Source organism: Pseudarthrobacter sp. MOO13, assembly GCF_058267655.1.
In genome coordinates, this window is sequence record NZ_CM177848.1 from 1,598,558 (window position 1) to 1,622,468 (window position 23,911).

Annotated in this window: 24 protein-coding genes, 1 tRNA gene and 1 other RNA gene; 14 read left to right on the forward strand and 12 right to left on the reverse strand. The window is 67.0% G+C overall.

The window, feature by feature from the left end; genetic code table 11:
* Window position 1: 1 nt before the first annotated feature.
* Window positions 2-727, reverse strand: a complete 726-nt coding sequence (locus AC4EEO_RS07470; protein ID WP_109044432.1) for a FadR/GntR family transcriptional regulator — start codon at window positions 725-727, stop codon at window positions 2-4.
* A 231-nt stretch (window positions 728-958) separates the two neighbouring features.
* On the opposite strand from AC4EEO_RS07470, the gene gnd reads away from it, so the two are divergent.
* On the forward strand, window positions 959-2,395 hold the full coding sequence (gene gnd, locus AC4EEO_RS07475) for an NADP-dependent phosphogluconate dehydrogenase (protein ID WP_018761620.1): 1,437 nt from the start codon (window positions 959-961) through the stop codon (window positions 2,393-2,395).
* Window positions 2,396-2,529: 134 nt separating this feature from the next.
* Window positions 2,530-3,363 carry an oxidoreductase gene (locus tag AC4EEO_RS07480; RefSeq protein WP_491340186.1) on the forward strand — a complete coding sequence of 278 codons (834 nt, stop codon included), beginning with the start codon at window positions 2,530-2,532 and terminating at the stop codon, window positions 3,361-3,363.
* Between the two features lie 52 nt (window positions 3,364-3,415).
* On the opposite strand, the gene epsC is transcribed toward AC4EEO_RS07480, so the two are convergent.
* The 3 genes from epsC to msrA all read right to left on the reverse strand — a co-directional run bounded on the left by epsC (window position 3,416) and on the right by msrA (window position 5,566).
* Window positions 3,416-4,000, reverse strand: coding sequence for a serine O-acetyltransferase EpsC (gene epsC, locus AC4EEO_RS07485; protein WP_018761618.1), 585 nt, complete (start codon window positions 3,998-4,000; stop codon window positions 3,416-3,418).
* A 41-nt stretch (window positions 4,001-4,041) separates the two neighbouring features.
* The gene (gene cysK, locus AC4EEO_RS07490) at window positions 4,042-4,977 is read right to left on the reverse strand and encodes a cysteine synthase A (protein WP_026264549.1); all 936 of its coding nucleotides are present in this window, start codon (window positions 4,975-4,977) and stop codon (window positions 4,042-4,044) included.
* Between the two features lie 64 nt (window positions 4,978-5,041).
* Window positions 5,042-5,566 carry a peptide-methionine (S)-S-oxide reductase MsrA gene (gene msrA, locus AC4EEO_RS07495; protein WP_018761616.1) on the reverse strand — a complete coding sequence of 175 codons (525 nt, stop codon included), beginning with the start codon at window positions 5,564-5,566 and terminating at the stop codon, window positions 5,042-5,044.
* Window positions 5,567-5,664: 98 nt separating this feature from the next.
* On the opposite strand from msrA, the gene AC4EEO_RS07500 reads away from it, so the two are divergent.
* Entirely contained in the window at window positions 5,665-6,588 is a 924-nt protein-coding gene (locus AC4EEO_RS07500; protein ID WP_206073876.1) for a Nif3-like dinuclear metal center hexameric protein, read from the forward strand.
* Between the two features lie 99 nt (window positions 6,589-6,687).
* On the forward strand, window positions 6,688-7,425 hold the full coding sequence (locus AC4EEO_RS07505) for a zinc ribbon domain-containing protein (RefSeq protein ID WP_491330081.1): 738 nt from the start codon (window positions 6,688-6,690) through the stop codon (window positions 7,423-7,425).
* A 12-nt stretch (window positions 7,426-7,437) separates the two neighbouring features.
* Here the strand turns inward: AC4EEO_RS07505 and AC4EEO_RS07510 are convergent, their stop codons facing one another.
* Window positions 7,438-8,202 carry a YaaA family protein gene (locus AC4EEO_RS07510; protein WP_018761613.1) on the reverse strand — a complete coding sequence of 255 codons (765 nt, stop codon included), beginning with the start codon at window positions 8,200-8,202 and terminating at the stop codon, window positions 7,438-7,440.
* Between the two features lie 57 nt (window positions 8,203-8,259).
* On the opposite strand from AC4EEO_RS07510, the gene rnpB reads away from it, so the two are divergent.
* The 5 genes from rnpB to AC4EEO_RS07535 all read left to right on the forward strand — a co-directional run bounded on the left by rnpB (window position 8,260) and on the right by AC4EEO_RS07535 (window position 12,160).
* Window positions 8,260-8,647: RNase P RNA component class A (gene rnpB, locus AC4EEO_RS07515), an RNA gene on the forward strand.
* Window positions 8,648-8,692: 45 nt separating this feature from the next.
* Complete coding sequence (locus tag AC4EEO_RS07520; protein WP_165837974.1) at window positions 8,693-9,232, forward strand: TspO/MBR family protein; 540 nt, start codon at window positions 8,693-8,695, stop codon at window positions 9,230-9,232.
* Window positions 9,233-9,483: 251 nt separating this feature from the next.
* On the forward strand, window positions 9,484-10,962 hold the full coding sequence (locus AC4EEO_RS07525; RefSeq protein ID WP_081624127.1) for a glyceraldehyde-3-phosphate dehydrogenase: 1,479 nt from the start codon (window positions 9,484-9,486) through the stop codon (window positions 10,960-10,962).
* Between the two features lie 74 nt (window positions 10,963-11,036).
* Window positions 11,037-11,246 (forward strand): hypothetical protein, encoded by a 210-nt coding sequence (locus AC4EEO_RS07530; RefSeq protein WP_018761610.1) that lies wholly within the window; start codon window positions 11,037-11,039, stop codon window positions 11,244-11,246.
* Between the two features lie 116 nt (window positions 11,247-11,362).
* Complete coding sequence (locus AC4EEO_RS07535; RefSeq protein ID WP_491330080.1) at window positions 11,363-12,160, forward strand: HNH endonuclease family protein; 798 nt, start codon at window positions 11,363-11,365, stop codon at window positions 12,158-12,160.
* A gap of 19 nt (window positions 12,161-12,179) precedes the next feature.
* Here AC4EEO_RS07535 and def read toward each other — a convergent pair whose 3' ends face one another.
* The 3 genes from def to orn form a co-directional block, all read right to left on the reverse strand.
* Window positions 12,180-12,752, reverse strand: a complete 573-nt coding sequence (def, locus tag AC4EEO_RS07540) for a peptide deformylase (RefSeq protein WP_491330079.1) — start codon at window positions 12,750-12,752, stop codon at window positions 12,180-12,182.
* Window positions 12,753-12,886: 134 nt separating this feature from the next.
* A tRNA-His gene (locus tag AC4EEO_RS07545) sits at window positions 12,887-12,959 on the reverse strand.
* A gap of 129 nt (window positions 12,960-13,088) precedes the next feature.
* A complete protein-coding gene (gene orn, locus AC4EEO_RS07550; protein ID WP_491340187.1) occupies window positions 13,089-13,718 on the reverse strand; it encodes an oligoribonuclease in 630 nt (209 codons plus the stop codon).
* Between the two features lie 152 nt (window positions 13,719-13,870).
* Here orn and mptB point away from each other — a divergent pair, with 152 nt between their 5' ends.
* The gene (mptB, locus tag AC4EEO_RS07555) at window positions 13,871-15,427 is read left to right on the forward strand and encodes a polyprenol phosphomannose-dependent alpha 1,6 mannosyltransferase MptB (RefSeq protein ID WP_491330078.1); all 1,557 of its coding nucleotides are present in this window, start codon (window positions 13,871-13,873) and stop codon (window positions 15,425-15,427) included.
* On the opposite strand, the gene AC4EEO_RS07560 is transcribed toward mptB, so the two are convergent.
* The gene (locus AC4EEO_RS07560) at window positions 15,424-16,137 is read right to left on the reverse strand and encodes a DNA alkylation repair protein (protein WP_491330077.1); all 714 of its coding nucleotides are present in this window, start codon (window positions 16,135-16,137) and stop codon (window positions 15,424-15,426) included. The genes mptB and AC4EEO_RS07560 overlap by 4 nt on opposite strands.
* A gap of 80 nt (window positions 16,138-16,217) precedes the next feature.
* On the opposite strand from AC4EEO_RS07560, the gene AC4EEO_RS07565 reads away from it, so the two are divergent.
* The gene (locus AC4EEO_RS07565; RefSeq protein ID WP_491330076.1) at window positions 16,218-17,129 is read left to right on the forward strand and encodes an aldose 1-epimerase family protein; all 912 of its coding nucleotides are present in this window, start codon (window positions 16,218-16,220) and stop codon (window positions 17,127-17,129) included.
* Here AC4EEO_RS07565 and AC4EEO_RS07570 read toward each other — a convergent pair.
* Together AC4EEO_RS07570 and AC4EEO_RS07575 are read right to left on the reverse strand one after the other, a co-directional pair.
* On the reverse strand, window positions 17,126-17,902 hold the full coding sequence (locus tag AC4EEO_RS07570; RefSeq protein ID WP_491330075.1) for an alpha/beta hydrolase: 777 nt from the start codon (window positions 17,900-17,902) through the stop codon (window positions 17,126-17,128). The genes AC4EEO_RS07565 and AC4EEO_RS07570 overlap by 4 nt on opposite strands.
* Window positions 17,899-18,981, reverse strand: a complete 1,083-nt coding sequence (locus tag AC4EEO_RS07575; protein ID WP_109044442.1) for a LacI family DNA-binding transcriptional regulator — start codon at window positions 18,979-18,981, stop codon at window positions 17,899-17,901. The genes AC4EEO_RS07570 and AC4EEO_RS07575 overlap by 4 nt, the downstream gene beginning before the upstream one ends.
* A gap of 171 nt (window positions 18,982-19,152) precedes the next feature.
* Between AC4EEO_RS07575 and AC4EEO_RS07580 the strand changes: the two genes are divergently transcribed.
* Genes AC4EEO_RS07580 through AC4EEO_RS07590 form a run of 3 tightly spaced genes read left to right on the forward strand, consistent with a single transcriptional unit; the run spans window position 19,153 to window position 22,372 of the window.
* Entirely contained in the window at window positions 19,153-20,322 is a 1,170-nt protein-coding gene (locus tag AC4EEO_RS07580) for a Gfo/Idh/MocA family protein (protein ID WP_491330074.1), read from the forward strand.
* Window positions 20,322-21,536, forward strand: a complete 1,215-nt coding sequence (locus tag AC4EEO_RS07585) for a dihydrodipicolinate synthase family protein (protein WP_491330073.1) — start codon at window positions 20,322-20,324, stop codon at window positions 21,534-21,536. Before AC4EEO_RS07580 ends, AC4EEO_RS07585 begins: the two co-directional genes overlap by 1 nt.
* Entirely contained in the window at window positions 21,533-22,372 is an 840-nt protein-coding gene (locus tag AC4EEO_RS07590; protein ID WP_491340188.1) for a sugar phosphate isomerase/epimerase family protein, read from the forward strand. The genes AC4EEO_RS07585 and AC4EEO_RS07590 overlap by 4 nt, the downstream gene beginning before the upstream one ends.
* A gap of 117 nt (window positions 22,373-22,489) precedes the next feature.
* Here AC4EEO_RS07590 and xylB read toward each other — a convergent pair whose 3' ends face one another.
* Window positions 22,490-23,908, reverse strand: a complete 1,419-nt coding sequence (gene xylB, locus AC4EEO_RS07595) for a xylulokinase (protein WP_491340189.1) — start codon at window positions 23,906-23,908, stop codon at window positions 22,490-22,492.
* Window positions 23,909-23,911 lie beyond the last annotated feature (3 nt).

Genomic DNA, 23,911 nt, shown 5'->3' on the forward strand with positions numbered 1-23,911 from the left:
GTTACTGCCGGACGGGGATGAACACCCGCGGTTGCTCCGTCCAGGTGTCAGCCATCTGTGACATGGTCCGCCGCATGATCCGGTCCGATGCCTCGCGGGCAGCGGGAGCGTCGCCCTTGGCGATCGCCTCTGCCACATCTTCGTGCCATTGCAGGGCGGCCTGGTGGGGATGGTCCGGCATCAGGCCGTGTACCGTCCGGCCCGTCAGTGTTTCGGCCACCTGCCCCATCAGGTTGGCGAACATCTCGTTGCCGGAGCCGGAGAGCAGCAGCGAATGGAAGCGGATATCCAGTTCCAGGAAGCGGGCAACCTCGCCCTTGTTGCCGGCCTCCCGCATGGCGCGGGCAACATCCACGAGTTCCAGGCGCAGCGGCGCCGGCGCGTTCTCTGCCGCCAGTTCGGCGGCTGCAGGTTCGACGGCGGCACGGAGTTCGGCGAGGGAGCGAAGCTGGGCTCCGCGCGCATCGCTGGCCAGCCGCCACCGGATCACCTGCGGGTCAAAGGGGTTCCAGCGGCTTGAGGGCAACACCCGGATCCCCACCCGCTTGGTGGTTTCCACCAGCCCCAGGGACTGCAGGACGCGCACGGCTTCACGGATTACGGAGCGGGAAACCTTCAGTTCATCCTCCAGCTGCTCGGCGAGCATGACGTGTCCGGCGGGGAGATCCCCTGAGATGATCCGGGTGCCCAGGTTCTCGATGGCACGGTGGTGGAGGCTGCTGGTCATGCTGTAAGCCTAGTTGCTGGCGGATGCGGGATTGCCGGCTGACCCGGACGGCCGGGACAGGGGAGTGCGGCAGTCCTAGACTGGCAGCGACACAATCGGTTTCATGACGCGGACGTTACTTTCGCGTCACCGCCAGAATATATATGCTTTATTCCGACCCCCTGATATGCCCCGGCGTCCCACCCCGCACCGGAACCTGGATCCGGGGCAAACAATGAATTGGAGTTATTGATGTCTGCACACATCGGTGTCACCGGCCTCGCAGTGATGGGCGCCAACCTTGCCCGCAACCTCGCCCGCAACGGGTTCACGGTTGCCCTGCACAACCGGTCGGTGGAAAAGACCGACGCACTGCTGGAGAAGCACGGCTCGGAGGGCGATTTCATCCGGACCGAATCCCTGCAGGAGCTGGTCGATTCCCTGGAGAAGCCGCGCCGGGTGCTGATCATGGTCAAAGCCGGAAAGCCGGTCGATTCGGTGATCGAGCAGCTGGAACCGTTGCTGGAACCGGGCGACATCATCATCGACGCCGGCAACTCACACTACGAGGACACCCGCCGCCGGGAAGCCGCGCTGGCCAAGAAGGATCTGCACTTCGTGGGCGTCGGCGTCTCCGGCGGCGAAGAGGGTGCCTTGAACGGTCCGTCCATCATGCCCGGCGGCTCCAAGGAGTCGTACAAGGCCCTGGGTCCGCTGCTGGAAAAGATTTCGGCAAAGGTGGACGGTGAGCCCTGCTGCGCGTGGATTGGCACCGATGGCGCCGGCCACTTCGTCAAAATGGTCCACAACGGCATCGAATACGCAGACATGCAGGTCATCGGCGAGGCCTTCGACCTCCTGCGCTCCGGTGCCGGCATCGAACCGGCCGAGCAGGCAAAGATCTTCTCCGAGTGGAACCAGGGCGAACTCTCGTCCTTCCTGATCGAGATCTCCGCCGAGGTCCTGGGCCACGTCGATGCCAAGACCGGCAAGCCGTTCGTGGATGTCGTCGTCGACGCCGCGGGCCAGAAGGGCACTGGACGCTGGACCGTGATCTCGGCCCTGGAGCTCGGTTCCCCCGTGTCCGGCATCGCCGAATCGGTCTTCGCCCGTGCGCTCTCCTCCCAGGCTGCCCAGCGCAAGCTTGGCCAGGAGCTGCTGGCGGGCAACGAGGCAACGGTTGAGATCCCCGAGACGTTCGTTGAGGATGTCCGCCAGGCGCTCTACGCCTCCAAGCTGGTCTCCTACGCGCAGGGCCTGGACATGCTGACCTCGGCAGCCAAGGAATACGGCTGGGACCTCAAGCTGGACGAAATCGCTTCCCTGTGGCGCGCCGGCTGCATCATCCGCGCGGAGCTCCTCAAGGACATCACCAAGGCCTACGCTGCGGACGAGAAGCCCGCAAACCTGCTGTTCGCACCGGCGTTCACCAAGGCCATTGGCGACGCCCTCCCGGCGTGGCGGCGGGTAGTAGCCACCGCCGTGCAGCTTGGCATCCCGGTGCCGGTGTTCTCCTCCTCGCTGGCCTACTACGACGGCCTGCGCCGCAAGCGCGTTGCCGCCGCCCTGATCCAGGGCCAGCGCGACCTCTTCGGCGCCCACACCTACGGCCGTGTGGACACCGAAGGCACGTTCCACACCCTCTGGGGCGAGGACAAGTCCGAAATTTCGGCAGTCGACACGCACTAGCCCACGGCGCTTCCGGCGCGGCGGCCGGCGCTTCCCTATACTCTGGGGGCGCCGGCCGTCGGCATTTCCGGCCGCACCGCCCCTGATCCGCGCAGCCCGCCCTCCCTCCGGGGCGGCGTCCCAAGGAGTCCGCCATGAACCAGCCCGTCGCTTTCGTCACCGGTGCGTCCACTGGAATCGGCTTCGAAGCTGCCCGGAAGCTCGCAGCCCGCGGATTCACCGTGTACGGCGGCGCACGCCGGGTGGAGAAGATGGAACCGCTCAAGGCCGACGGCGTCCGGACCCTGGCGCTTGACGTGACGGACGAGGCGACGATGGTCGCCGCCGTCGGGGAAGTCCTGTCGGCCCACGGCCGGATCGACGTGCTGGTCAACAACGCCGGCTACGGATCCTACGGCTCGCTTGAGGACGTCGAATTGGCGGAGGGCCGCCGGCAGTTCGACGTCAACCTGTTTGGCTTGGCACGGATGACGCAGCTCGTGCTGCCGGCCATGCGGGCCGCCGGCCGGGGGCGGATCATCAATATCTCCTCGATCGGCGGAAAGATGTACGAGCCCCTGGGCGCCTGGTACCACGCCACCAAGTTCGCCGTTGAGGGCCTTAGCTATTCGCTCCGGGTGGGGCTCAAGCCACACGGCATCGACGTCTCCATCATCGAACCGGGCGGCACCCAGTCCGAGTGGGGCGCCATCTCCGCGGAGGGCCTGCTGGCGAATTCGGGGACCGGACCGTACGCCGCGCAGGCCAAGGTGGTGGCGGCAGCGCTGGCTTCAACCGACGGTTCGGCGTTGTCCTCGCACCCCGCCGTGATAGCGGACGCAATCGTTCATGCCGCCACCTCGCCGCGGCCCAGGACCCGCTATCCGGTGGGCAAGGGCGCGCGGGCCATCCTGCTGCTGCGCCGGCTGCTTCCGGACCGCGCCTTCGACACCGTGCTGTGGAACATCTACAAGCGCTTCCCCGGCTAACAGGACAGCGGGCCAAGCTAGGGCCCGAACTTCGTCCAGGCAACGCCGGACCCTAGATCCGGTACTCGATATCGTATTCGGCCGGATCCACTGCGGGTTTGGTTTCCCGCTGCGCATCGCGGTGCCGCCACTTGGCAGGAACGCCGGTAACGATCGACTCCGGCGGCGCGTCCTTGACCACGACCGCGTTGGCACCGACCGCGCTGTCCCGGCCAATGGTAATGGGCCCCAGGATTTTGGCTCCCGCACCGATCGTCACGCGGTCCCCGATGGTGGGGTGGCGTTTAATCCGGGCCAGCGATCGGCCGCCCAGCGTGACGCCGTGGTAGATCATCACGTCCTCGCCAATTTCCGCGGTCTCACCGATCACCACCCCCATGCCGTGGTCGATGAAGAACCTGCGGCCGATGGTGGCACCCGGATGAATCTCGATGCCGGTGGCAAACCTGCCCAGCTGCGACAGGAGCCGTGCGGGAAAACGCAGGGCAGGGTTCTGCCACAACCGGTGGGTCAGCCGATGGATCCAGATGGCGTGCAGGCCGGAATAGGCGAAAAAGTTCTCAAAAGAACCTCGAGCCGCCGGGTCGTGGGACCGGGCGGCCTCGAGGTCTTCCTTCAGTCTTGCGAAAAAGCCCACAAAGTTCTTTCTACAGGAAACGGGCGGGCAGCTCAGTCTGCTTAGCCCCGGATGTCGTCATAGAGCACGGTGGAGATGTAACGCTCACCGAAGTCGCAGACCACGGCCACGATCAGCTTGCCCGCGTTTTCGGGGCGCTTGGCCAGTTCCAGCGCACCCCAGACGATGGCGCCCGAGGAGATGCCGCCCAGGATGCCTTCCTTGATGCCCAGCTCGCGGGCAACGCGGACCGAGTCCTCAAGCGAAGCGTCGATGACCTCATCGTAGACGGTGGTGTCCAGCAGTTCCGGAACAAAGTTCGCGCCGAGGCCCTGGATCTTGTGCGGGCCAGGAGCGCCGCCGTTCAGGATGGGGGAGTCCTTGGGTTCCACCGCCACGATCTGCACGCCGGGCTTGCGCTCCTTCAGCACCTGTCCGACGCCGGTGATGGTTCCGCCGGTGCCGACGCCCGCCACGAAGATGTCAACGGCACCGTCGGTGTCGGCCCAGACCTCTTCTGCGGTGGTCTTCCGGTGGATCTCCGGGTTGGCTTCGTTGGCAAACTGCTGTGCCCAGATGGAGTTCTCCGTGTTGGCCACGATCTCCTGGGCCTTTTCCACGGCTCCGCGCATACCCTCGGAGCCCGGGGTCAGCACGATCTCGGCGCCGAAGGCGCGCAGCATGACGCGGCGTTCGGTGGACATGGTTTCCGGCATGGTGAGGATGACCTTGTAGCCGCGCGCGGCACCGACCATGGCCAGGGCGATGCCCGTGTTGCCGGAGGTGCCCTCGACGATGGTGCCGCCGGGCTTCAGTGCACCCGACTTTTCCGCGGCGTCGATGATGGCGACGCCGATACGGTCCTTGACGCTGTTGGCCGGGTTGTAGAACTCCAGCTTGACCGCAACGGTGGCGTCCAGTCCCTCGCTGAGCCGGTTCAACCGAACCAGCGGGGTCCCGCCGACCAGTTGCGTTACATCGTCATAGATCCGTGCCATGTACATACGCCTATCTCTAAGGGGTGAATACTGAGGTCAGCCTAACGAGGCCGCGTAACGCAGGCTAAGCGTTAAGCCATGCAGAGTAATATTTCCTGGCCTTGGCCAGCTTGGGGTTGATGATCACCTGGCAGTACCCCTGTTCCGGGTGCTTGGCGTAGTAGTCCTGGTGGAATTCCTCCGCCACGTGGAACCGCGGCAGGCGGCTGACTTCGGTGACGATGGGGTGCTTCCACAGCGCCTGGTTGCGTTCGATCGCTTCCTCGAACAGGATCTTTTCCTCCGTGGTCTCGTAGAACATGGAGGAACGGTACTGGGTACCCACGTCGTACCCCTGGCGGTTGAGCGTGGTGGGGTCGTGCAGGGCAAAGAACATGTCCAGGATGACTTCGGCCGGAATGACCTCCTCGTCGAAGGTCACGGCCACAACCTCCGCGTGGCCGGTGGTGCCGCTGCACACCGAGTAGTAGTCGGGATGGGGATCGTGGCCGCCGGTATAACCGGACACCACCGAGGTGACGCCCCTGGTCTTCTGGTAGACAGCGTCGAGGCACCAGAAGCAGCCCCCGCCAAGAACAAAAGTTTTCATGACCTCTTCAATGGTTGACGGCCCCGGATGATTCCCGCCGGCCCTTCCCGGCACCGCAACATGCGGCGCCGGGAAGGCGATGGGGTAAAACTAAGACTATGGAACCTGTGGACACCGACGTTACCGGCCAGGCAGATCACGACGGCGAAGCCTCCTCCGACGCGCTGGGCCACGACAGTGCCCCCGAGGCTCCCACCCTGGCCGAATTGTTGCTTGCCGTTGAGGAACTGTGGCCCGAATCGCTGGCGGAGAACTGGGACGAAGTGGGGCTCGTGGCAGGCCACCCGTCCGCGCCCGTCAGCAAGGTGATGTTCGCGGTGGACCCCACCCTGGAGGTCATCGAAGAAGCCGTTGAGTGGGGTGCCGGCCTCCTCATTACCCACCATCCGCTGCTGCTGAAAGGTGTCACGTCGGTGGCGGCAACCACGGCGAAGGGACGGGCTGTCCACCGGCTGATCGAGTCGGGGACGGCACTGCTGACCGTGCACACCAACGGCGACTCCGCCGTCGGCGGCGTTTCCGATGTCCTGGCCGACGCGCTGGGACTGCAGGATGTTGCCCCGCTCACCGCGGCGGCCAACGGGCTGCCGGAGGAAGGCATTGGGCGGGTCGGCGACCTGGCGGACGCCATGAGCCTGGGCGATTTCGCTGCACGGGTGTTCGGCATCCTTCCCTCCGTCGCCGGGGGTGTGCGCGTTTCCGGGGACAAGGACGGCGTGGTGCGGCGGATTGCAGTGTGCGGCGGCGCCGGCGATTCCCTGTTCAACGAGGTCAGGGCCAGCAACGCGGACGTGTACGTCACCGCGGACCTTCGCCACCACCCTGCGTCCGAGGCCCGGGAAGCTGCCCTCAACGGCCGGCCCTACCTGGTGGACGTCTCGCACTTTGCCAGTGAATGGCTCTGGTTGCCGGCCGCCGCCGCAGCCTTGGGCAACGTCCTGGCGGACCAGGGGCACGACCTGGAGATCCGGGTCAGCACCACCAACAGTGATCCTTGGGACTTCATCCTCACTCCGGGCTGAGCCCGGCAGCGAGGCAACGGTTCAGCCCAGGCGATAGAGTCTAGGAAGCGCCCATAGGGTGCCCGGCCCCTGGCCGGAAAGGATCAAGCGGAGGTAACAGTGGCGAAGGCAGCACCGGCGGAACAGTTGAAGTTGCTCGAACTGCAAGGACTGGACGCCAGGCTGACCGGCCTCGCCAACCGCCGTCGGACGCTCGAAAATGATCCCCGGATCAAGGACCTCGAAGCGGCCCTGTCCGTGGCCAACGGAGAACTGGGCGCGGCCAAGGTGGCCGTGCATGACGCCGAAGCCGCGCTCAAGCGGGCGGAAGCCGACGTCGAACAGGTCGCTTCGCGCATCGAACGCGACGAGGCCAGGCTCAACAGCGGAACCGGGCTCTCCAAGGACCTTGTGGCCCTGCAGAAGGACATTGAATCGCTGAACAAGCGGCGCTCAGACCTCGAAGACGTGGAACTGGAAATCCTGGAGCGGCTGGACGCGTTGCGGGAACGGCAGGCCGCCCAGCAGGCGATCGTTGATGACATCCAAGGCTCGTTCGGCACGATCCGGGCAGAGCTGGACGCAGCCCTCGCCGAGGTGGCCGCCGAAGCCGAAGGGCTCGTGGCCCGGCGCGCCGAATTTGCGGCAGGCCTTGACGCAGGCATGCTGGCCGTCTACGAAAAGACCCTCGCCAAGCGGGGCGTGGGCGCCGCGCGGCTCTTCCACGGGACATCGGAGGCCTCGGGGATGAAACTCAGCCCAGGCGACCTTGCCGAGATCAAGGCGGCCGCGGCGGATGACATCGTGTTCTGCCCGGATTCCGGCGCCATCCTGGTCCGCTCGGACGACTGGGCCTGAACCGCCGGCGCCTCAGCCCGGCAGGATGATGTTCAGGGCATGGGGCCTGCGTGCCGTACCCGGCACCAGCTCCGCGTCCCATTTTTCGCGCGCAACCTTCAGCAGGTCCGAGGCCGCAGCCGGAGCCTTCCCGCGGCGGGCCAGGAGGTGCCGGGCCAGTTCGCCGCGGGTGTGCTTGGCGAAATGGCTCACCACTTTCCGGACTCCTGCGGCTTCGGTAAAGACGTTCACCGTGACCGTACGCTCCGGCGGCGCCGCCCAGGCGGCCGCGTAGGTGCTCGAACGGCAGTCAACCACCAGATGGCCCTCCGCGGCGCGGCCCAGCGTGTCATCCAGCTGTGCCTTCCAGAACGAAGCCAGCCGGCCGACGTCGGGCAATGCCGTCCCCATGGAAAGCCGGTAGGCGGGCACGCTGTCGCCAAAGCGGATTGCCCCCCACAGCGCGGAGACCACCAGCACGGACTCGTCGGCCTTGCGCCGCTGCGCGGGCGTCAGGCTCCGGTATCCCAGGGCGTCATACAGAACCCCCGAGTAGATGCTGTGTGCCGGCGCGGCCGGCTCAGCGTGGAGGCGGGTGTTGCGTTCGACGTCGTCCCGCAGCGAGGCGCCCACGCCCAGCAGCGAGAGGGCGTCCGGGTGCCCGCTGACCGCTTCCAGCGCCGCCAGGACCTTGGTGCGGCAGGGATTGAGCTCAGGGAAACTCAGCGAGGGCCAGTCGACGGCGGACCCGCGGCGCGCGGGTGTCTTGCCTTCGGAAGGGGGTAGCAGAATCAGCACCGTCCGATCCTACCGGCGACAAAAGCGGTCGGAGGCGCCCGGTAGACTGGATCCGGATGGGACAGCCAGACGGCCGCGCGCCACGCAAGTGGCTCGAGGAACGTCCGGGCTCCGCAGGGCAGGGTGGTGGGTAACGCCCACTCGGGGTAACCCGCAGGCCAGTGCCACAGAAAACAGACCGCCTGCATGTCCGGCCTTGGCCGGAGAGGGCAGGTAAGGGTGAAACGGTGGTGTAAGAGACCACCAGCTTCCCGGGTGACCGGGAAGGCTAGGTAAACCCCACCCGGAGCAAGGCTAGACAGGACACGTTCGAGGGCTGCCCGCCCGAGTGTCCGGGTAAGCCGCTGGAGGGTGCCGGCAACGGTACTCGTAGATGGATGGCCGTCGCTCCCTTGCCGGCAACGGCAGGGGAGAACAGAACCCGGCGTACCGGCTGTCCCATCCGCAAAACCGGGTTTGACCTTGGGCGCTGTGTTGGGGATGCTGGACCGTGCCCGTTATTACTGATCTCCGGCCGGCCGCCGGAACGGCCGGAACCCTGCCCGGCCTGCGCTCCCAAATTGTCGCCTTTGCGGGCTTCCTTGGACTGTCTGCTGCGGCGTGGGTGCTTGCCTCGATCCCCATCATCCTCAATTCCACGGGCTGGTATGCCGGCTCGCTCAAGGCGCCGTGGATGCCGCCGTCGCTGATGTTCCGGATCACCTGGATGGTGCTGTACGTCGGGGTGGCCGCCGCGGCGTGGCTGGTCTGGCGCAAAGGTGGATTGACCGGCCCGGCCCTGGCAGGGTACTCCGTCCAACTCGTGCTCAACGCCGCGTGGCCGGTGGCGTTTTTCGCGATGTACCCCATGGCAGGCGCCGCGGCTTTGTGGGCGGCATTCCTCGTCATCTGCACCCTGGCCGCGACCCTGGCGTTCCTGATCGTCCGGTTCGGCCCGGTGGACGCCACCGCAGGGCTGCTGGTGTTGCCGTACTTCTCCTGGGTGGTCTTTTCCGCCAGCCTCAACTTGTATGCTGCCATCCACAACTGAGCCCACGGGGTGAGCCGTGTGAGTGATTTCACGCAGCGCAGGCGTGTTCGGGGGGCTGCGCCAAATTAGAATGGATCCCGGACGCAGGAGTTCTACCGCCGAAAGTTGCGTTCGCAGCCGGCGGTTTTTCTTTGCACGCGATCCAGGTGCCTGGGGGCCGACCCCTGCAGGTGCCGGTGCCCCTGGACATCATCAGGTGGCCTACATCTGTGTACGAGGACGTACACGGCTGACCCGAGGAAGGTATTTCAGTGAGCCAGACGTCTGATTCTTGTCTTGATACGTGGATGGGCCGGGAGGCCCTCGCCGAGGCCATGATCCCGGTGATCGGCAGGCTGTACCGGGAAAACAACGTGGTGACCAGCATCCACGGCCGGAGCCTGATCAACAAGTCCACCATGAACATCCTCAAGGCACATCGCTTCGCGCGCCGGATGAGCAAGGACGAACTGCTCCTGGAGGACACGGCACCGCTGCTCAACACGCTGGCCGGGCTGGACCTGGGCGCCGCCGCGATCGACATCGCCCGCCTGAACCAGAAATTCAAGGAAGAGGGCAACGGGGCCACCCTTGAAGAGTTCCTCCGCGCCGAACTCGCCGAGATCGTTGGCAAGCGTGGCGGCGACGAACGCACCAGCACCGATGTGGTGCTCTACGGCTTCGGCCGCATCGGCCGGCTCCTGGCACGCCTGCTGATCGAAAAGGCCGGTGGCGGCCACGGCCTGCGCCTGCGCGCCATCGTGGTCCGCCGCGGGTCCGACAACGACCTTTCCAAGCGGGCCAGCCTGCTCCGCCGGGACTCGGTCCACGGTTCCTTCGAGGGCACCATCCGGATCGATGAAGAGGCCAACACCATTACGGCCAACGGCGTCCGTATCCAGGTGATCTACTCGAACGATCCCGCCACCATCGACTACACCGCCTATGGAATCAAGGATGCCCTGGTGGTGGACAACACGGGCCGCTGGCGCGACGCCGAAGGACTGTCCCAGCACCTCCAGAGCAAGGGTGTTGCACGCGTCCTGTTGACGGCTCCGGGAAAGGGTGAACTGAAGAACATTGTCCACGGCATCAACCACCGGGACATCGACGACTCCGACCGGATCGTTTCCGCAGCCTCCTGCACCACCAACGCCATCACTCCGGTCCTGAAGGCCATCAACGACAAGTTCGGCGTGATCCACGGGCACGTGGAAACCGTGCACTCCTTCACCAACGACCAGAACCTGATCGACAACTTCCACAAGGGCGACCGCCGCGGACGCTCGGCCGCGCTGAACATGGTCATCACCGAAACCGGTGCCGCCAAGGCGGTGGCCAAGGCCCTGCCCGAGCTCCTGGGCAAGCTGACCGGCAGCTCCATCCGCGTTCCCACCCCGGACGTCTCCCTGGCCATCCTGAACCTCAGCCTGGAGAACGGCACCACCAAGGATGAGGTGAACAACTACCTGCGCGAGATGTCGCTGCACTCGGACCTGCGCAAGCAGATCGACTACATCGACTCGCCCGAGGTGGTCTCCACCGACTTCGTGGGTTCCCGCCGCGCCGGCATCGTTGACGGCCTGGCCACGGTGTCCACGGACAAGAACCTGGTCCTCTACGTCTGGTACGACAACGAATTTGGCTACAGCTGCCAGGTGGTCCGGGTCATGGAGGAGATGGCCGGCGTGAACCCGCCGTCGTTCCCTGCCAAGGAAAGCGCGGCCGCCCTGGCCGCCATCGCCGTCTGACCAAAAGCGACACGTCCTGCCAATTCCCGGCTGGTTCACTGGAATCAGCCGGGAAACCGGACCAGACTGGTGGCATGGACAACGAATCGACGCTTCAGCACGAGACCACCCTCGAACACGCACTCGACGTGGCGAAGGCCAACCACAAGGAAGCCCTCAGGCTCCTGGAGGGCGCCCGCGCCGCCCACCAGGCCGGGGACGCCAGCGAGGAGCGCGTCCGCCAACTCGAGGAACTCCTGGCCACCGCGGAGGAGGACCTCCGGAGGGTCACGCGCGAGCAGTAGATGCCGCGGGCGGGTGAGGGATCACCCGTCCTCCACAGTGTGGATATCGGCCGCCGGCCGGGCTCCCCGTCCTAGGCTCGTGGGGTGCCTCCCACTAGTGATCCGGTATCACCGCCGTGACTGTCAGCTGGTCCGACTATCGCCGTGCCCGCCGCCGGTCCCGGCAGGCTTGGGGTCTGCTGGCCGCCTTCGCCGTCTCAGCGGTGGCCGCGCTTTTCTGGTTCTTCACCGCCGGACAGTTCGCGGCAGCCGGACCTGCGGCCGCCGGGCCGACGGAGGCGCCGGTGTTCGATGCCGCCTGGATGAAGCCGGTGGCGGAGCCCCATCCGGTACCGGGAGGGGCCGCCGTTTCTGCCCTGGATGGCCTGGCCGTGAAGGGCAGGGCGCCGAATACGGGCTACAGCAGGGAAGCCTTCGGCCAGGCGTGGCTGGATGCGGACCGGAACGGGTGCGATACCCGCAACGACATCCTGCGGCGCGACCTCGCGGGAGTCATCTTCGCCGACGGTTCCACGTGCCAGGTATCGGGCGGTCATTTCCAGGAGCCGTACACCGGACACGCCATTGAATTCCGCCGCGGCGCCGACACCAGCAGCGCGGTGCAGATCGACCATGTGGTGGCCCTGGGCGACGCCTGGCAAAAGGGAGCACAGGGCCTGACCCCGAAGGAACGCCAGAGCCTCGCCAACGATCCGCTCAACCTGATCGCCGCCGACGGGCAGGCGAACCAGAAAAAGGGTGCCGGTGACGCCGCAACCTGGCTTCCGAAAAACACTGCGATCCGCTGCCACTATGTAGCCCGGCAGATCTCCGTCAAGGCCGCCTACGGCCTGTGGGTGACTGCGGCGGAGAAGGATGCCATGAAGAAAGTGCTGGCATCCTGCCCCGGGCAGCCAACGATCACCGCCGGCTGAGGGGCGGCCCGGGAACCGCTTAGTGGCCGAACGGGTCGGGATCGACGCCGGGCATCCAGGTCAGCCCTGGCACGCCCCACCCGTTCTTCTTGGCCTGTTTCAGGGCCTTCCGGGCGTAGCGGTCCATCAACCGGTTGACGTACAGCTTGCCGTCCAGATGGTCGAATTCATGCTGGATGACCCTGGCAAACCAGCCCGTCGCCTCGAACTTCACCGGCTCGCCGAAACCGTCGAAGCCTTCCACCCGGGCCCACTCGGCCCGCTTCAGCGGGTACTGCTCGCCCGGGAAGGACAGGCAGCCCTCTTCTTCCTCGTCCGGGTCCGGGGCGGCGCCGGAAACCTTGGAGAGGGTGAGGACAGGGTTCACCAGCACACCGCTCAGTGGCGCGCCGTCGTCGTTGGCGTACTTGTAGACGAAGATCCGCTTGCCCACGCCGACTTGCGGCGCCGCGAGACCCACGCCGTTGGCGGCGTCGTTGGTCTCGAACATGTCGGCAATCAGGCTGCGCAGATCGTCGTCGAAAACCTCGACTTCGGCTGCCCGGCGGTGCAGGACGGGCTCGCCCCAGATGGTAATCGGCAGAACGGTCATAGCATTAGTCCTTCGGCTTCGGGGCCGGCAGCGCCGGCGTCCCTGCACGTATCTTGGTGGGACACAACAAAGGAGGCCGCACCGGATATCCGGTGCGGCCTCCTTGTTGACGGCTGCAAGTGCCGCCCCGTGAGGGTGAGCGACGGGGGTTGAACCCGCGACCTCCTGGACCACAACCAGGCGCTCTGCCAACTGAGCTACGCCCACCATGTGTTTCAAGGTCAGGCCGTGTTACCGGCTCCCTGGAAACGCAACTCAAATAGCTTACCTGCTCGGAAGGGGTGCTTTGTCCACTTTCGGCGATTTCCGCGAAATTTCCTCCAAACGTGGCGCAGATTACTCGCCGGCAGGGTTGGCAGCGTCGCCGCTGGTGATGCGCCTGGCGATCTTCTGGGCGGTGGCGCTGTCAGGGCCCGGCGCCGGCACGAACACCGCTTCGCGGTAGTAGCGGAGTTCATCAATGGAGTCCTTGATGTCGCCCAGTGCCCGGTGGCCGCCCTTTTTCGCCGGTGACTGGAAGTACGCCCGCGCGAACCAGCGGCGGGAGAGTTCCTTGATGGTGCTGACGTCAATCACCCGGTAGTGCAGGTGCTCCACGACGGCGGGCATGTCGCGGGAGAGGAACACCCGGTCGGTGCCCACGGAGTTGCCGCCCAGGGGAGCCTTCCGCGGATCCGGAACCCACGCGGAGATGTACTCCATGACGGCGGCCTCAGCCTCCGCCATGGTCTTGCCGTGGGGGAGTTCCGCCAGGAGCCCGGACTTGGTGTGCATGTCCCGGACGAAGTCGGACATCTGGGCGACGGCCGCGTCCTCGGGCTTGACCACCACGTCGACACCGTCCCCGAGGATGTTCAGTTCCGAATCGGTGACCAGGGCTGCCACCTCGATGAGGGCGTCGTTCTTGATGTCCAGGCCGGTCATTTCGCAGTCGATCCAGACGATTCGTTCGTTAGATATAGGCACCGGACCAGCCTACCGTTACCGCCCCGGACGCCCCGCCGATGCTAGGATTTCGGGTACGCGGCGGGTCGCCCCGCCGCCTTCGAAGATGTTCCGGCCGCCCACGCGGTCCGCCGGGTAACAGCGGAAACGCAAGAAGATTGGACATTCCTGAGATGACGGCGCCTGTGCCCGCAACGGGGGAGATGGCGGCGGCTGGTACTGCCCCGGCGGGCGGTGCCGAGGTGGACAATCCCCGCTCTCCACTGCTTGCCGGCTTCCTCGGGTCGATGTTCATGATGTTCGGTTCCGCCGGCGTGGGCTGGCTCGCGCCGGTCTCCGAACTCCGCCGCATGCCGCTGTTCATCTGGATGCGCACCGAAGCGCCGGGCGTGGCCCTGTCCATCGTGCTGGTCGCGGCAGGGGGCATGCTGCTGGTGCGCGCCTGGCTGCGGCTCGGCCAAAAAGTCCGGGTGTGGGGCGGCCAGGCCCGTCGCGCCACGTTGGCGGCGGTGGTGGCGTGGGGGCTCCCCATGATGTTCAGCGTCCCGTTGTTCAGCCGCGACGTCTATGCCTACATCGGCCAGGGGCGGCTGATGGTGGAAGGGTTCAACCCGTACGAAAACGGCATTTCCGCCCTGTCCAACTACTTCCAGCTGGGAGCCGACAAGCAGTGGACCGAAGCTCCGGTTCCCTACGGCCAGCTGTTCCTCTGGATCGAGCAGTTCGTTGTGTGGGTGACCAACGTCCAGCCGGAAGCCTGCATCATGCTGTTCCGGCTGGTTGCCTTGGCCGGCGTGGTGCTCTGCGTGATCTACGTGCCCCGGCTCGCAGAGCTGCACGGCATCAACCCGCACAGGGCCTTGTGGCTCACCGCGGCCAACCCGCTCTTCCTGACCAACTTCATTGCCAGCGTGCACAATGACTCACTCATGATCGGGCTGGCCCTTGCCGGGCTCTACTACTCCGCGACCCGCCGGGAGGTCCGGGGCGTCGCGCTGGTCACGCTGTCCATCGCCGTCAAGCCCATCACCATCGTGTTCCTTCCGTTCATCGGCCTCCTCTGGGCGGGCAGGAACGCGGGGTGGCTGCGAAAGATCGCATTCTGGGCGCTCACGGCCGGCCTGAGCCTGGCGTTGCTGGCCCTGATGAGCCTGGTCAACGGCTTCGGCTTCGGCTGGATCAACGGACTCTCCGCCCCCGGCAGTATCTCCATCTGGTATGCCCCGGTGGGCCTGCTCGGCATGGTGGTGGGGTCCCTTGCCAACGCGTTCGGCCTCGACGGCTCAGTCCCGGCGGGCTGGGTGTTCGACGCCGGCAAGCTGCTTGCCGTGGCCATCCTTGCCTGGCAGATCCTCAAGGGCGACCATGACCGGCTGATGCGCCGTCTCACGCTCGGCCTGGCCGCCGTGGTCCTGCTGGCCCCCATCATCCAGTCCTGGTATGTAGTGTGGCTGATTCCGTTGTTCGCCGTGACGGGCATTCGTAATGACTGGCAGGTCAAGGCCCTGTACTTCGTGGTGTCGTTCTTCATGATCTACGCAATCTCGGACCAGCTGGACGTCTTTCCCTACCTGCAGACCCAGGACCTGGGCTTCGCCCTCCTGCTGGCCCGGATTGCGGCTGCCCTGACCGCCTTGCTCTTTGGGCTTTACCTGATCTTTTGGGATCCCGGCACCCGCCGGCTGTTCCGGAAGTCGCACGAGCCCGTCGTCGAACGTCCCGTCATTTAGCGGGGACGCTGCGGCCGGCCGGCGCTGATCCTCCGCAGGGCCTCCCTGCGGGACAACGGACTCATCTCCTGCCCGTGCAGGGCGACGAATTCCTGCACCCACTCCGGCGCCGTTTTGGCGTACTCGCGCAGCGCCCAGCCGATCGCTTTGCGGATAAAGAATTCCCGGTCCGCCAGGTTCGGTTCAATGACATCGGCAAGCAGCACCGTATCGGTGGCTTCCTTGGCCCGCAGCTGCGATGTGATGGAAGCGCGCCGAATCCAAAAGTCCGGATCACGGCTCCACGTCCTCAGCACCGCGGACATCTCGGCCGGGTGAGCCAGCAGCAGGTTGCAGATCCTGCCGGACACGCCGTCTGCGAAATCCCACCATGCTCCGGTGCGGATGATTTCCTCGTACACCGGCAGCGTGTCCAGGTCTTTGGCAACCAGCCGGTTGCCGGTCAGGTCGATGGCTGCATAGCGTTCTTCCCGGAACGCTGCCGTGCGCCACAGTTGCAGCGCTGTGGCGCGCAGCCCGGCGGCTGATGCCGGAGGAAACTCTGCCGTAGCGTGCGCCGCGATCCGCCGGACATCCGGGACCCGGACACCCAGCGACGGAACGGAAGACTTCATGTACGCCTGCGCGCCGGCGGCACGATCGGGGTCGGACAGCTCCCACAGTGCGCTCCTGACGGCGGCGATAAGGTGCTGGTCGGGTGCCGCTTCCATGGGGCAACTCTAGCCAGCCGGATTCCGTTGCGATGACGTATGCTGTTTTAGCGCTAACAAAGATCATCGCGGAGGAAGCCATGCCCGGAACCGAAGTCCGCATTACCCACGGACCCTACACCGCCGTCGTGACCACCCGCGGTGGCGCCCTCCGGGAGCTGCGCTGCGGGGACCGGAACCTGGTGGTGGGCTTTGGGCCGGAGGGCGGGGTCCCGGACTACCGGGGCGTCATCTGTGCACCGTGGCCCAACCGGCTCGCTGACGGTGCCTATTCGTACGCCGGCCAGTCCTATTCGGCCGCCATCAATGAGCCGGAGCGCGGATCGGCCCTGCACGGGCTGGCCATCCATCAGGCCTGGGACATTGTGGAGGCATCGACGGACCGGGTGGTGTTGGGCTGCCGCGTTCCGGCCGGGCCGGGCTACCCGGGCAGCCTGGAACTCACGGTCGCCTATTCCCTCTCCGATGTCGGCCTCCGCGGTACGGTCACCGCCGTCAACACCGGTACCCGGGCCGCGCCGTATGGAGTGTGCCCCCATCCCTACCTTGTCGCCGGCCCTGCTCCACTGGATGACTGGTCCCTGGAACTTCCGGCAGCTGCCTACCTCGAGGTCACCCCGGACCGGCTGCTCCCGGTGGCCATCCGGCAGGTGGAGCAGGATGCTTTCGACTTCCGCCTCCCGCACAGGTTGGGACCGGTCAGGATCGACCACGCTTTCACCGGTATCTCCCGCGACGCTGCCGGACTGGCGCGCGTGCGCGTCATGGATCCATCGGGCACGGGCGTGGAGCTTGAATGGGGGCCGGAGTGGCCTTGGGTCCAGGTGCACACGGGAGACAAGCCTGTCGGTCCGGACCGGCTGGGCCTCGCGGTTGAGCCCATGACCTGCCCGCCGGACGCGTTCAATTCCGGAACGGACCTGATCCACCTGGAGCCGGGAGAGTCCCACTCGGCGGGCTGGACCATCCGCGCGGTGGACCGGCGGGGCTAAAGGCGGCCGGCTGCTGCGGTGAGGGTTGCTGCGGCCGTGGGCTCCGCCCAGCCGGCACGAACCAGCCAGGACGCGCACAAGGACGTCCACTGTCCGGGGCCGGGGTCACCGGCTGCCAGTCCGAGTCCGTGCCGCCCTTCCGGGAAGACGTGCAGTTCGGCAGGAACGCCGGCGGCGATCAGCGCCTTGGCGTAGTTCAGGCTGTTGGCCACCGGGACAGCGTCGTCGTCCGCGGTGTGCCAGAGGAAAGCCGGCGGGGTCCGGGCTGTCACGTTCCGGTCCGCGGAGAGGTCCGCAAGAAGGTTCGACGGCGGCAGCCCGCCCAGGAGGTTGTCCACCGACCCCTGGTGCGTGTCCTGGATCAGCGACACCACAGGGTAGCAAAGGACCGAGAGGTCCGGGACGGCGGCATCGACGTCGAGGTCCCGGTTGCCGGTGGCTGCTGCGGTGGACAGCGTGGCCGCCAGATGGCCGCCGGCCGAGAATCCCAGGACGCCCACACGCTCGTGGTCAACGGCCAGGCCGTGCGGTCCGCTCCGGATGGAGAGCATGGCCTCCTTGGCGTCTTCAAGGGGCGCCGGGTGGCGGTCCGGCGCCACCCGGTAACGCAGGACGAAAGCGTGGATACCCAGCGCTGCGAGCCATTCCGCAACCGGCTCCGCCTCGTGGTCCGCCTGGCGCGCGTAACCGCCGCCGGGCAGGACAAGGATGGCCGGGCGGGGGCCCGCGGCTTCAGTGCAGGCCGGAACCGCGGTGATCCTTCGCGGCATCATACGGCGGCGGCCTCGGTGCTGCGCCGCAGCGTGACCTCGCCGGTAACGGCTTCGTCGGGCGCTGCTTCCTGGTCCTGGCCGGCCGGGCGGGGGCGGGTGGCCCTGGTTGCCAGCCGTCCAATATCTTCGAGCGGCAGGCGCACGGTGGACAGGGCCGGCCGGAAGTCCCGCAGCGTTTCGATGTCGTCGAAACCTGCGATTGACGCGTCGCGGGGAATCCTCAGCCCCTCGGACCGCAGTGCTGCTGCGGCGCCGATCGCCATCACGTCGTTGACCGCGAAAATGCAAAGCTTCGGCGCGGCAGGGTTGCCGGCGGAGGCTGCCTTGATCCGTGCGGCCAGTTGCAGGCCGGCCTCGTAGCCGCCCGAACGGTTGAAAGCGCTCCTGAGCACCTCTGCCGGGCGGTGTCCGGCGCGTGCCAGGCCTTCCTGGAAACCCCGGACCCGGTCATCGGAGGTGTACAGGCCGTCGGGCCCGCCGATGATGACGAAGTCGCCATCCCAGCCGGCGGCAAGCTCGGTGGCCAGCCGGCCCGCAAGCTCCTGGTTGGGGACTTCGACGACGTGGTAGCCCTCCAGTGCGGTGGCGCCCACCACGGGATGCCCCACCACTGCCACCCTGCCGCCGTTGCGGCAATAGCGGTCCAGTTCGGCGGCCAGCTGTGCGTTGCCCTCCTGGTCCTCGGCGCGGCAGGAGCGCGAACCGGCGATCACGATGGAGTCGGCACGGCGGGCGGCGAAGGCGGCCACGGCCTCCTTTTCTTCAGCGGGGCCGCCCCCCGTCGTGGCAAGGAGCACCATTTTCCGCTGTTCCCGAGCGGCATCCTGCACGCCGCGGGCAATGGCGGCGAAATACGGGTCGGCGATGTCGTGGACAATCAGGCCGATCAGGCCCGAGCTGGATTTGGCAAGGCCCTGGGCTTGCGCATTGGGGATGTACCCCAGTGAGTCCGCCGCCTGGCGGACGCGCTCGGCAATGTCCTTGCCTGGGGTCCGGGCGGAGCCGTTCAGCACGCGGGACGCCGTGGCAGGCGAGACGCCGGCGAGGCGGGCAACCTCGGTAAGGGTACTAGCAGCCACAGCATCTCCTGGTGGTCGGGGCGGCCTGAACGGCTAAGGACATTATGACAGTTCAAACTACTTCCGGAAAGCGCTTGCCAAGCGGAACGGCGCGGTGCATCATGGAAACAGAGGGAATGCGCTTTCCCGATTCTTCTTGAGTACACCTTGCTCACTCACCGTGGAGGACACATGGGCTTCGAAACTAAAACGATCCGTATTGCCATGAACGGCATCACCGGCCGCATGGGCTACCGCCAGCACCTGCTGCGGTCCATCCTGCCCATCCGCGACGCCGGCGGCTTCACGCTGGAAGACGGCACCCGGGTCCAGGTGGAGCCCATCCTGGTGGGCCGCAACGAAGCCAAAATCCGCGAGCTGGCGGAGCAGCACAAGGTGTCCGAGTGGACCACGGACCTGGACGCCGTGATCAACGACCCCACCGTGGACGTCGTCTTCGACGCGTCCATGACCAGCCTGCGCGCCGCCACCCTGAAAAAGGCCATGCTGGCAGGCAAGCACATCTTCACGGAAAAGCCGACGGCAGAAACCCTGGAGGAGGCCATTGAACTGGCCCGCATCGGCAAGGAGGCCGGCGTGACGGCCGGCGTTGTGCACGACAAGCTGTACCTTCCCGGCCTGGTCAAGCTCCGCCGTCTGGTGGACGAAGGCTTCTTCGGCCGGATCCTGTCCATCCGCGGCGAGTTCGGCTACTGGGTCTTCGAAGGCGACATCCAGGCGGCCCAGCGCCCGTCCTGGAACTACCGCAAGCAAGACGGCGGCGGAATGACCACCGACATGTTCTGCCACTGGAACTACGTGCTCGAAGGCATCATCGGCAAGGTCAAGAGCGTCAATGCCAAAACCGCCACCCACATTCCGGCACGCTGGGACGAAGCCGGCAAGGAGTACAAGGCAACCGCCGACGACGCCTCCTACGGCATCTTCGAGCTCGTTACCCCGGCCGGCGACGAAGTCGTCGGCCAGATCAACTCCTCCTGGGCTGTCCGGGTATACCGCGACGAACTGGTGGAATTCCAGGTGGACGGCACCCACGGCTCGGCCGTCGCCGGCCTGAACAAGTGCGTCGCCCAGCAGCGTGCCCACACTCCCAAGCCCGTCTGGAACCCCGACCTTCCGGTGACGGAGTCGTTCCGCGACCAGTGGCAGGAAGTACCGGCCAACGCCGACCTGGACAACGGCTTCAAGCTGCAGTGGGAGGAATTCCTCCGCGACGTCGTCGCCGGCCGTGAACACCGCTTTGGCCTGCTCTCCGCCGCCCGGGGCGTCCAGCTCGCCGAGCTGGGCCTGCAGTCCAACGACGAACGCCGCACCATCGACATCCCGGAGATCACGCTCTAATGACTTCCCTCATCCTTCCCTCCGAAGACGGCGGCACCAGGGAGTACCGGCTGCAGGGCGGCGCCACGTGGGCCCGCCCCACGGCACCCCTGACCGCACGCCGGGCGTACGCCGCCGCCCACGTCATCCCCGAAGTCCTCGCCGACAACACCCCGGGTACCCCCGCGCGGCTGGACTGGGACGCCACGCTGGCCTATCGCCACGAGCTGTGGTCCTACGGCCTGGGCGTGGCCGACGCCATGGACACCGCCCAGCGGGGCATGGGCCTGGACTGGTCCGCCACCCAGCAGCTCATCAAGCGGACCGGGGTGGAAGCTGCCTCCGTGGTTTCGTCCGGCAACGCGGCCACCGCCGGCAAGTCCGTCCGCGACCTCGTCTCCTGCGGCGCCGGCACCGACCAGCTGGACATCGACGCCCTGCCCTCCGGCGAGGCCGGCATCAAAGCCGTCCTTGAGGCCTACCGCGAGCAGATCGCCGTCGTCACCGAGGCCGGGCCCAAGGTCATCCTCATGGCCTCCCGCGCCCTGGCAAAAGTGGCACGCGGCCCCGAAGACTACCTGGAGGTGTACTCCACCCTGCTGCAGGAAGTGGACCAGCCGGTCATCCTGCACTGGCTGGGCACCATGTTCGATCCCGCCCTCGCCGGCTACTGGGGATCGGACGACGTTGCCACGGCCACCGAAACGTTCCTCGGCCTCATTATGGACAACTCCGCCAAGGTGGACGGTGTCAAGGTCTCGCTGCTCGATGCCGGCCACGAGGTGGCCCTGCGGGCGGCCCTGCCCGAGGGCGTCCGGCTCTACACCGGCGACGACTTCAACTACCCGGAACTGATCGACGGCGATGGCAGCCACCACTCCGACGCCCTGCTGGGCATCTTCGCGGCAATCTACCCCGCCGCTTCGGTCGCCCTGCAGAACTACGACGCAGGCAACGCCGCCAAAGCCCGCGAAATCCTCGACTCCACGCGGGAACTGGGCAAGCACATCTTCAGCGCCCCTACGTTCTACTACAAGACGGGCATCGCGTTCATGTCCTGGCTCAACGGCAAGCAGCCCGGTTTCCAGATGGTGGGCGGCCTGCATTCGGGCCGCTCGGTCTGCCACCTGGCCAGGACCTTCGAGCTCGCGGACCAGGCCGGACTGCTGAAAGACCCCGCACTGGCGGCCTTCCGGATGTCCGACTACCTGCGCATCAACGGGGTGGGCGTATGAGCGACTTCGCGCGCCTGTCCATCAACAGCGCCACCACCAAGAAGTGGACGCTCGCCCAGGTGGTGGAGGGGTGCGTCAACGCCGGCATTCCCTCGATCGGCCCCTGGCGGGACCGGGTGGAGGAGGCCGGCCTGGACAAGGCGGCCCGCCTGATCAAGGATGCCGGCCTGCGTGTATCCTCGCTGTGCCGCGGCGGGTTCCTCACCGCGGCGGACGCCGACGGCCAGGCGGCTGCGCTCGCGGACAACCGCGCGGCGATCCTTGAGGCTGTGGCCCTGGACACCCGGGAACTCTTCCTGGTGGTCGGCGGCCTGGCCCTGGGGGAGAAGGACGTCGTGGCGGCGCGGCAGCGCGTTGCCGACCGGCTCGCCGACCTGGTCCCGTTCGCTGCGGAGCACGGCGTACGCCTGGTGCTGGAGCCGCTGCACCCGATGTATGCGGCCGACCGTGCCCTGATTTCCACGTTGGGGCAGGCGCTGGACCTCGCCGCGCCGTTCGATCCCTCAACGGTGGGCGTCGCCGTCGACACCTTCCATGTCTGGTGGGACCCGGAACTGAAGGCGCAGATCGGGCGCGCGGGCCGGGAAAACCGCCTCGCCTCCTACCAGGTGTGCGACTTCAACATGCCCATCGCCGCGGACCCGCTGCTGTCCCGCGGGTACATGGGCGACGGCGTGGTGGACTTCGCCACGATCGGCACCTGGGTGCGGGACGCCGGCTACACCGGAGACATCGAGGTGGAGATCTTCAACCAGGAGATTTGGGACACGGACGGCAATGCCGTCCTGGCCACGGTCAAGGAGCGGTACGCGGAGCTCGTCCTCCCGTTCGCCTGACCGGATACAGACCGTGGGCTCCTGCCGGCGTTTTCCGCAGGCAGGAGCCCGCGCCCCATATGGAAGGACCCGGACCGCCGCAGGCGGTCCGGGTCCTTCGTGGTTTCGCGGACCGACCTAGGCGTGCGCCAAGGCGACGCTGCGGTAGCGGGCCAGCACGCCGGCGTCGTCCGTTCCCACGGGCAGCTCGACGGCGTCCGCGGACCAGGCGGGGAACTGCCCGGTGAGTGCGGCGGCGGCCTGGCGGGCCGCTCCGTCCGCGACATACTCGCCCGGGAGGGGAACCGTGACACGGGTTCCCAGCAGGCGCGCTGCGACGTCCTGCACTGCGTCGGACTGGGCGCCGCCGCCCACGAGGAGGATCCTCCGCGCGGCCACGCCCTGGTCCTGCAACGCTGCCAGGCCGTCAGCCAGGGAGCAGACCACGCCTTCGACGGCGGCGCGCGCCAGGTTGGCGGGGGTGTAGTTGGCCCGCGTGATGCCATGCAGGGTGCCGGTGGCGTCCGGGAGGTTGGGCGTCCGTTCCCCGTCGAAGTACGGGACCAGGGCCAGGCCTCCGGCGCCCGGTTCGGCAGAGAGTGCCAGCCTGTTGAACTCCGCCAGGTCGACGCCCAGCAGGGCGGCGGTGGCATCGAAAACACGCGTGGCGTTCAACGTGCACACCAGCGGAAGGTAGTGGCCGGCTGCATCGGCGAACCCGGCCACCAGTCCCGATGCATCCGCCGGCGCCGTGTCCGAGACGGCAAATACGGTTCCGGAGGTGCCCAGGGACATGACGACGTCGCCCAGGTCCGCTCCGGCGCCGAGCGCGGCGGCCGCGTTGTCCCCGGCACCGGCTCCGAGCAAGGAGCCGGCGGGGGTGCGGCCCGCCTGTTCCAGTGGCCCGAGAACCTTGGGGACGGCGGGGACGTGTCCCAGCGCGGATGCCAGGACGTCCGGCAGGTACCGGCCCTCCGCCGACGAGTAGTACCCGGTGCCCGAGGCATCAGAGCGGTCCGTTGACAGTGCGGCCAGGCCCGATGCGCCGCTGCCGGGCCCGTAACCGGCGAGCCGCCAGGTCAGCCAGTCGTGCGGGAGGCATACGGCCGCGACCTTGGCGGCGTTGTCCGGCTCGTTCTCCGCAAGCCAGCGCAGCTTGGTCACTGTCAGTGAGGCCACGGGGACGGTGCCCGTGGCGTTGGCCCAGTACCGGGCGCCGGCAACGGGGTCTCCGCTGCCGGCGCCGTTGATGAGCTCCACCGCTGCCCCGGCGCTGCGGGTGTCGTTCCACAGCAGTGCCGGACGGACCACGTCACCGTCTGCGTCGAGGCAGACCATTCCGTGCTGCTGGCCGCCGACGGAGATGGCGGCCACGTCATCCAGGCCGCCCGCTTCGGCAACGGCTTTTTGCAGCGCCGTCCACCAGTGGTCCGGATGGATCTCGGTGCCGTCGGGGTGGCCGGCGCGGCCTTGGCGGAGCAGTTCTCCGGTGTCCGCGTCGCGGATTACCACTTTGCAGGACTGGGTTGAACTGTCGATCCCTGCGACGAGTGCCATGGC

Coding starts and splice junctions, on each gene's coding strand:
- AC4EEO_RS07580 (WP_491330074.1), top strand. CDS start 19,153: ATGGGCTTCGAAACTAAAACGATCCGTATTGCCATGAACGGCATCACC.
- AC4EEO_RS07470 (WP_109044432.1), bottom strand. CDS start 727: ATGACCAGCAGCCTCCACCACCGTGCCATCGAGAACCTGGGCACCCGG.
- AC4EEO_RS07560 (WP_491330077.1), bottom strand. CDS start 16,137: ATGGAAGCGGCACCCGACCAGCACCTTATCGCCGCCGTCAGGAGCGCA.
- AC4EEO_RS07570 (WP_491330075.1), bottom strand. CDS start 17,902: ATGATGCCGCGAAGGATCACCGCGGTTCCGGCCTGCACTGAAGCCGCG.
- AC4EEO_RS07585 (WP_491330073.1), top strand. CDS start 20,322: ATGACTTCCCTCATCCTTCCCTCCGAAGACGGCGGCACCAGGGAGTAC.
- gnd (WP_018761620.1), top strand. CDS start 959: ATGTCTGCACACATCGGTGTCACCGGCCTCGCAGTGATGGGCGCCAAC.
- msrA (WP_018761616.1), bottom strand. CDS start 5,566: ATGAAAACTTTTGTTCTTGGCGGGGGCTGCTTCTGGTGCCTCGACGCT.
- mptB (WP_491330078.1), top strand. CDS start 13,871: ATGACGGCGCCTGTGCCCGCAACGGGGGAGATGGCGGCGGCTGGTACT.
- AC4EEO_RS07500 (WP_206073876.1), top strand. CDS start 5,665: ATGGAACCTGTGGACACCGACGTTACCGGCCAGGCAGATCACGACGGC.
- def (WP_491330079.1), bottom strand. CDS start 12,752: ATGACCGTTCTGCCGATTACCATCTGGGGCGAGCCCGTCCTGCACCGC.
- AC4EEO_RS07530 (WP_018761610.1), top strand. CDS start 11,037: ATGGACAACGAATCGACGCTTCAGCACGAGACCACCCTCGAACACGCA.
- AC4EEO_RS07565 (WP_491330076.1), top strand. CDS start 16,218: ATGCCCGGAACCGAAGTCCGCATTACCCACGGACCCTACACCGCCGTC.
- cysK (WP_026264549.1), bottom strand. CDS start 4,977: ATGGCACGGATCTATGACGATGTAACGCAACTGGTCGGCGGGACCCCG.
- xylB (WP_491340189.1), bottom strand. CDS start 23,908: ATGGCACTCGTCGCAGGGATCGACAGTTCAACCCAGTCCTGCAAAGTG.
- AC4EEO_RS07590 (WP_491340188.1), top strand. CDS start 21,533: ATGAGCGACTTCGCGCGCCTGTCCATCAACAGCGCCACCACCAAGAAG.
- AC4EEO_RS07480 (WP_491340186.1), top strand. CDS start 2,530: ATGAACCAGCCCGTCGCTTTCGTCACCGGTGCGTCCACTGGAATCGGC.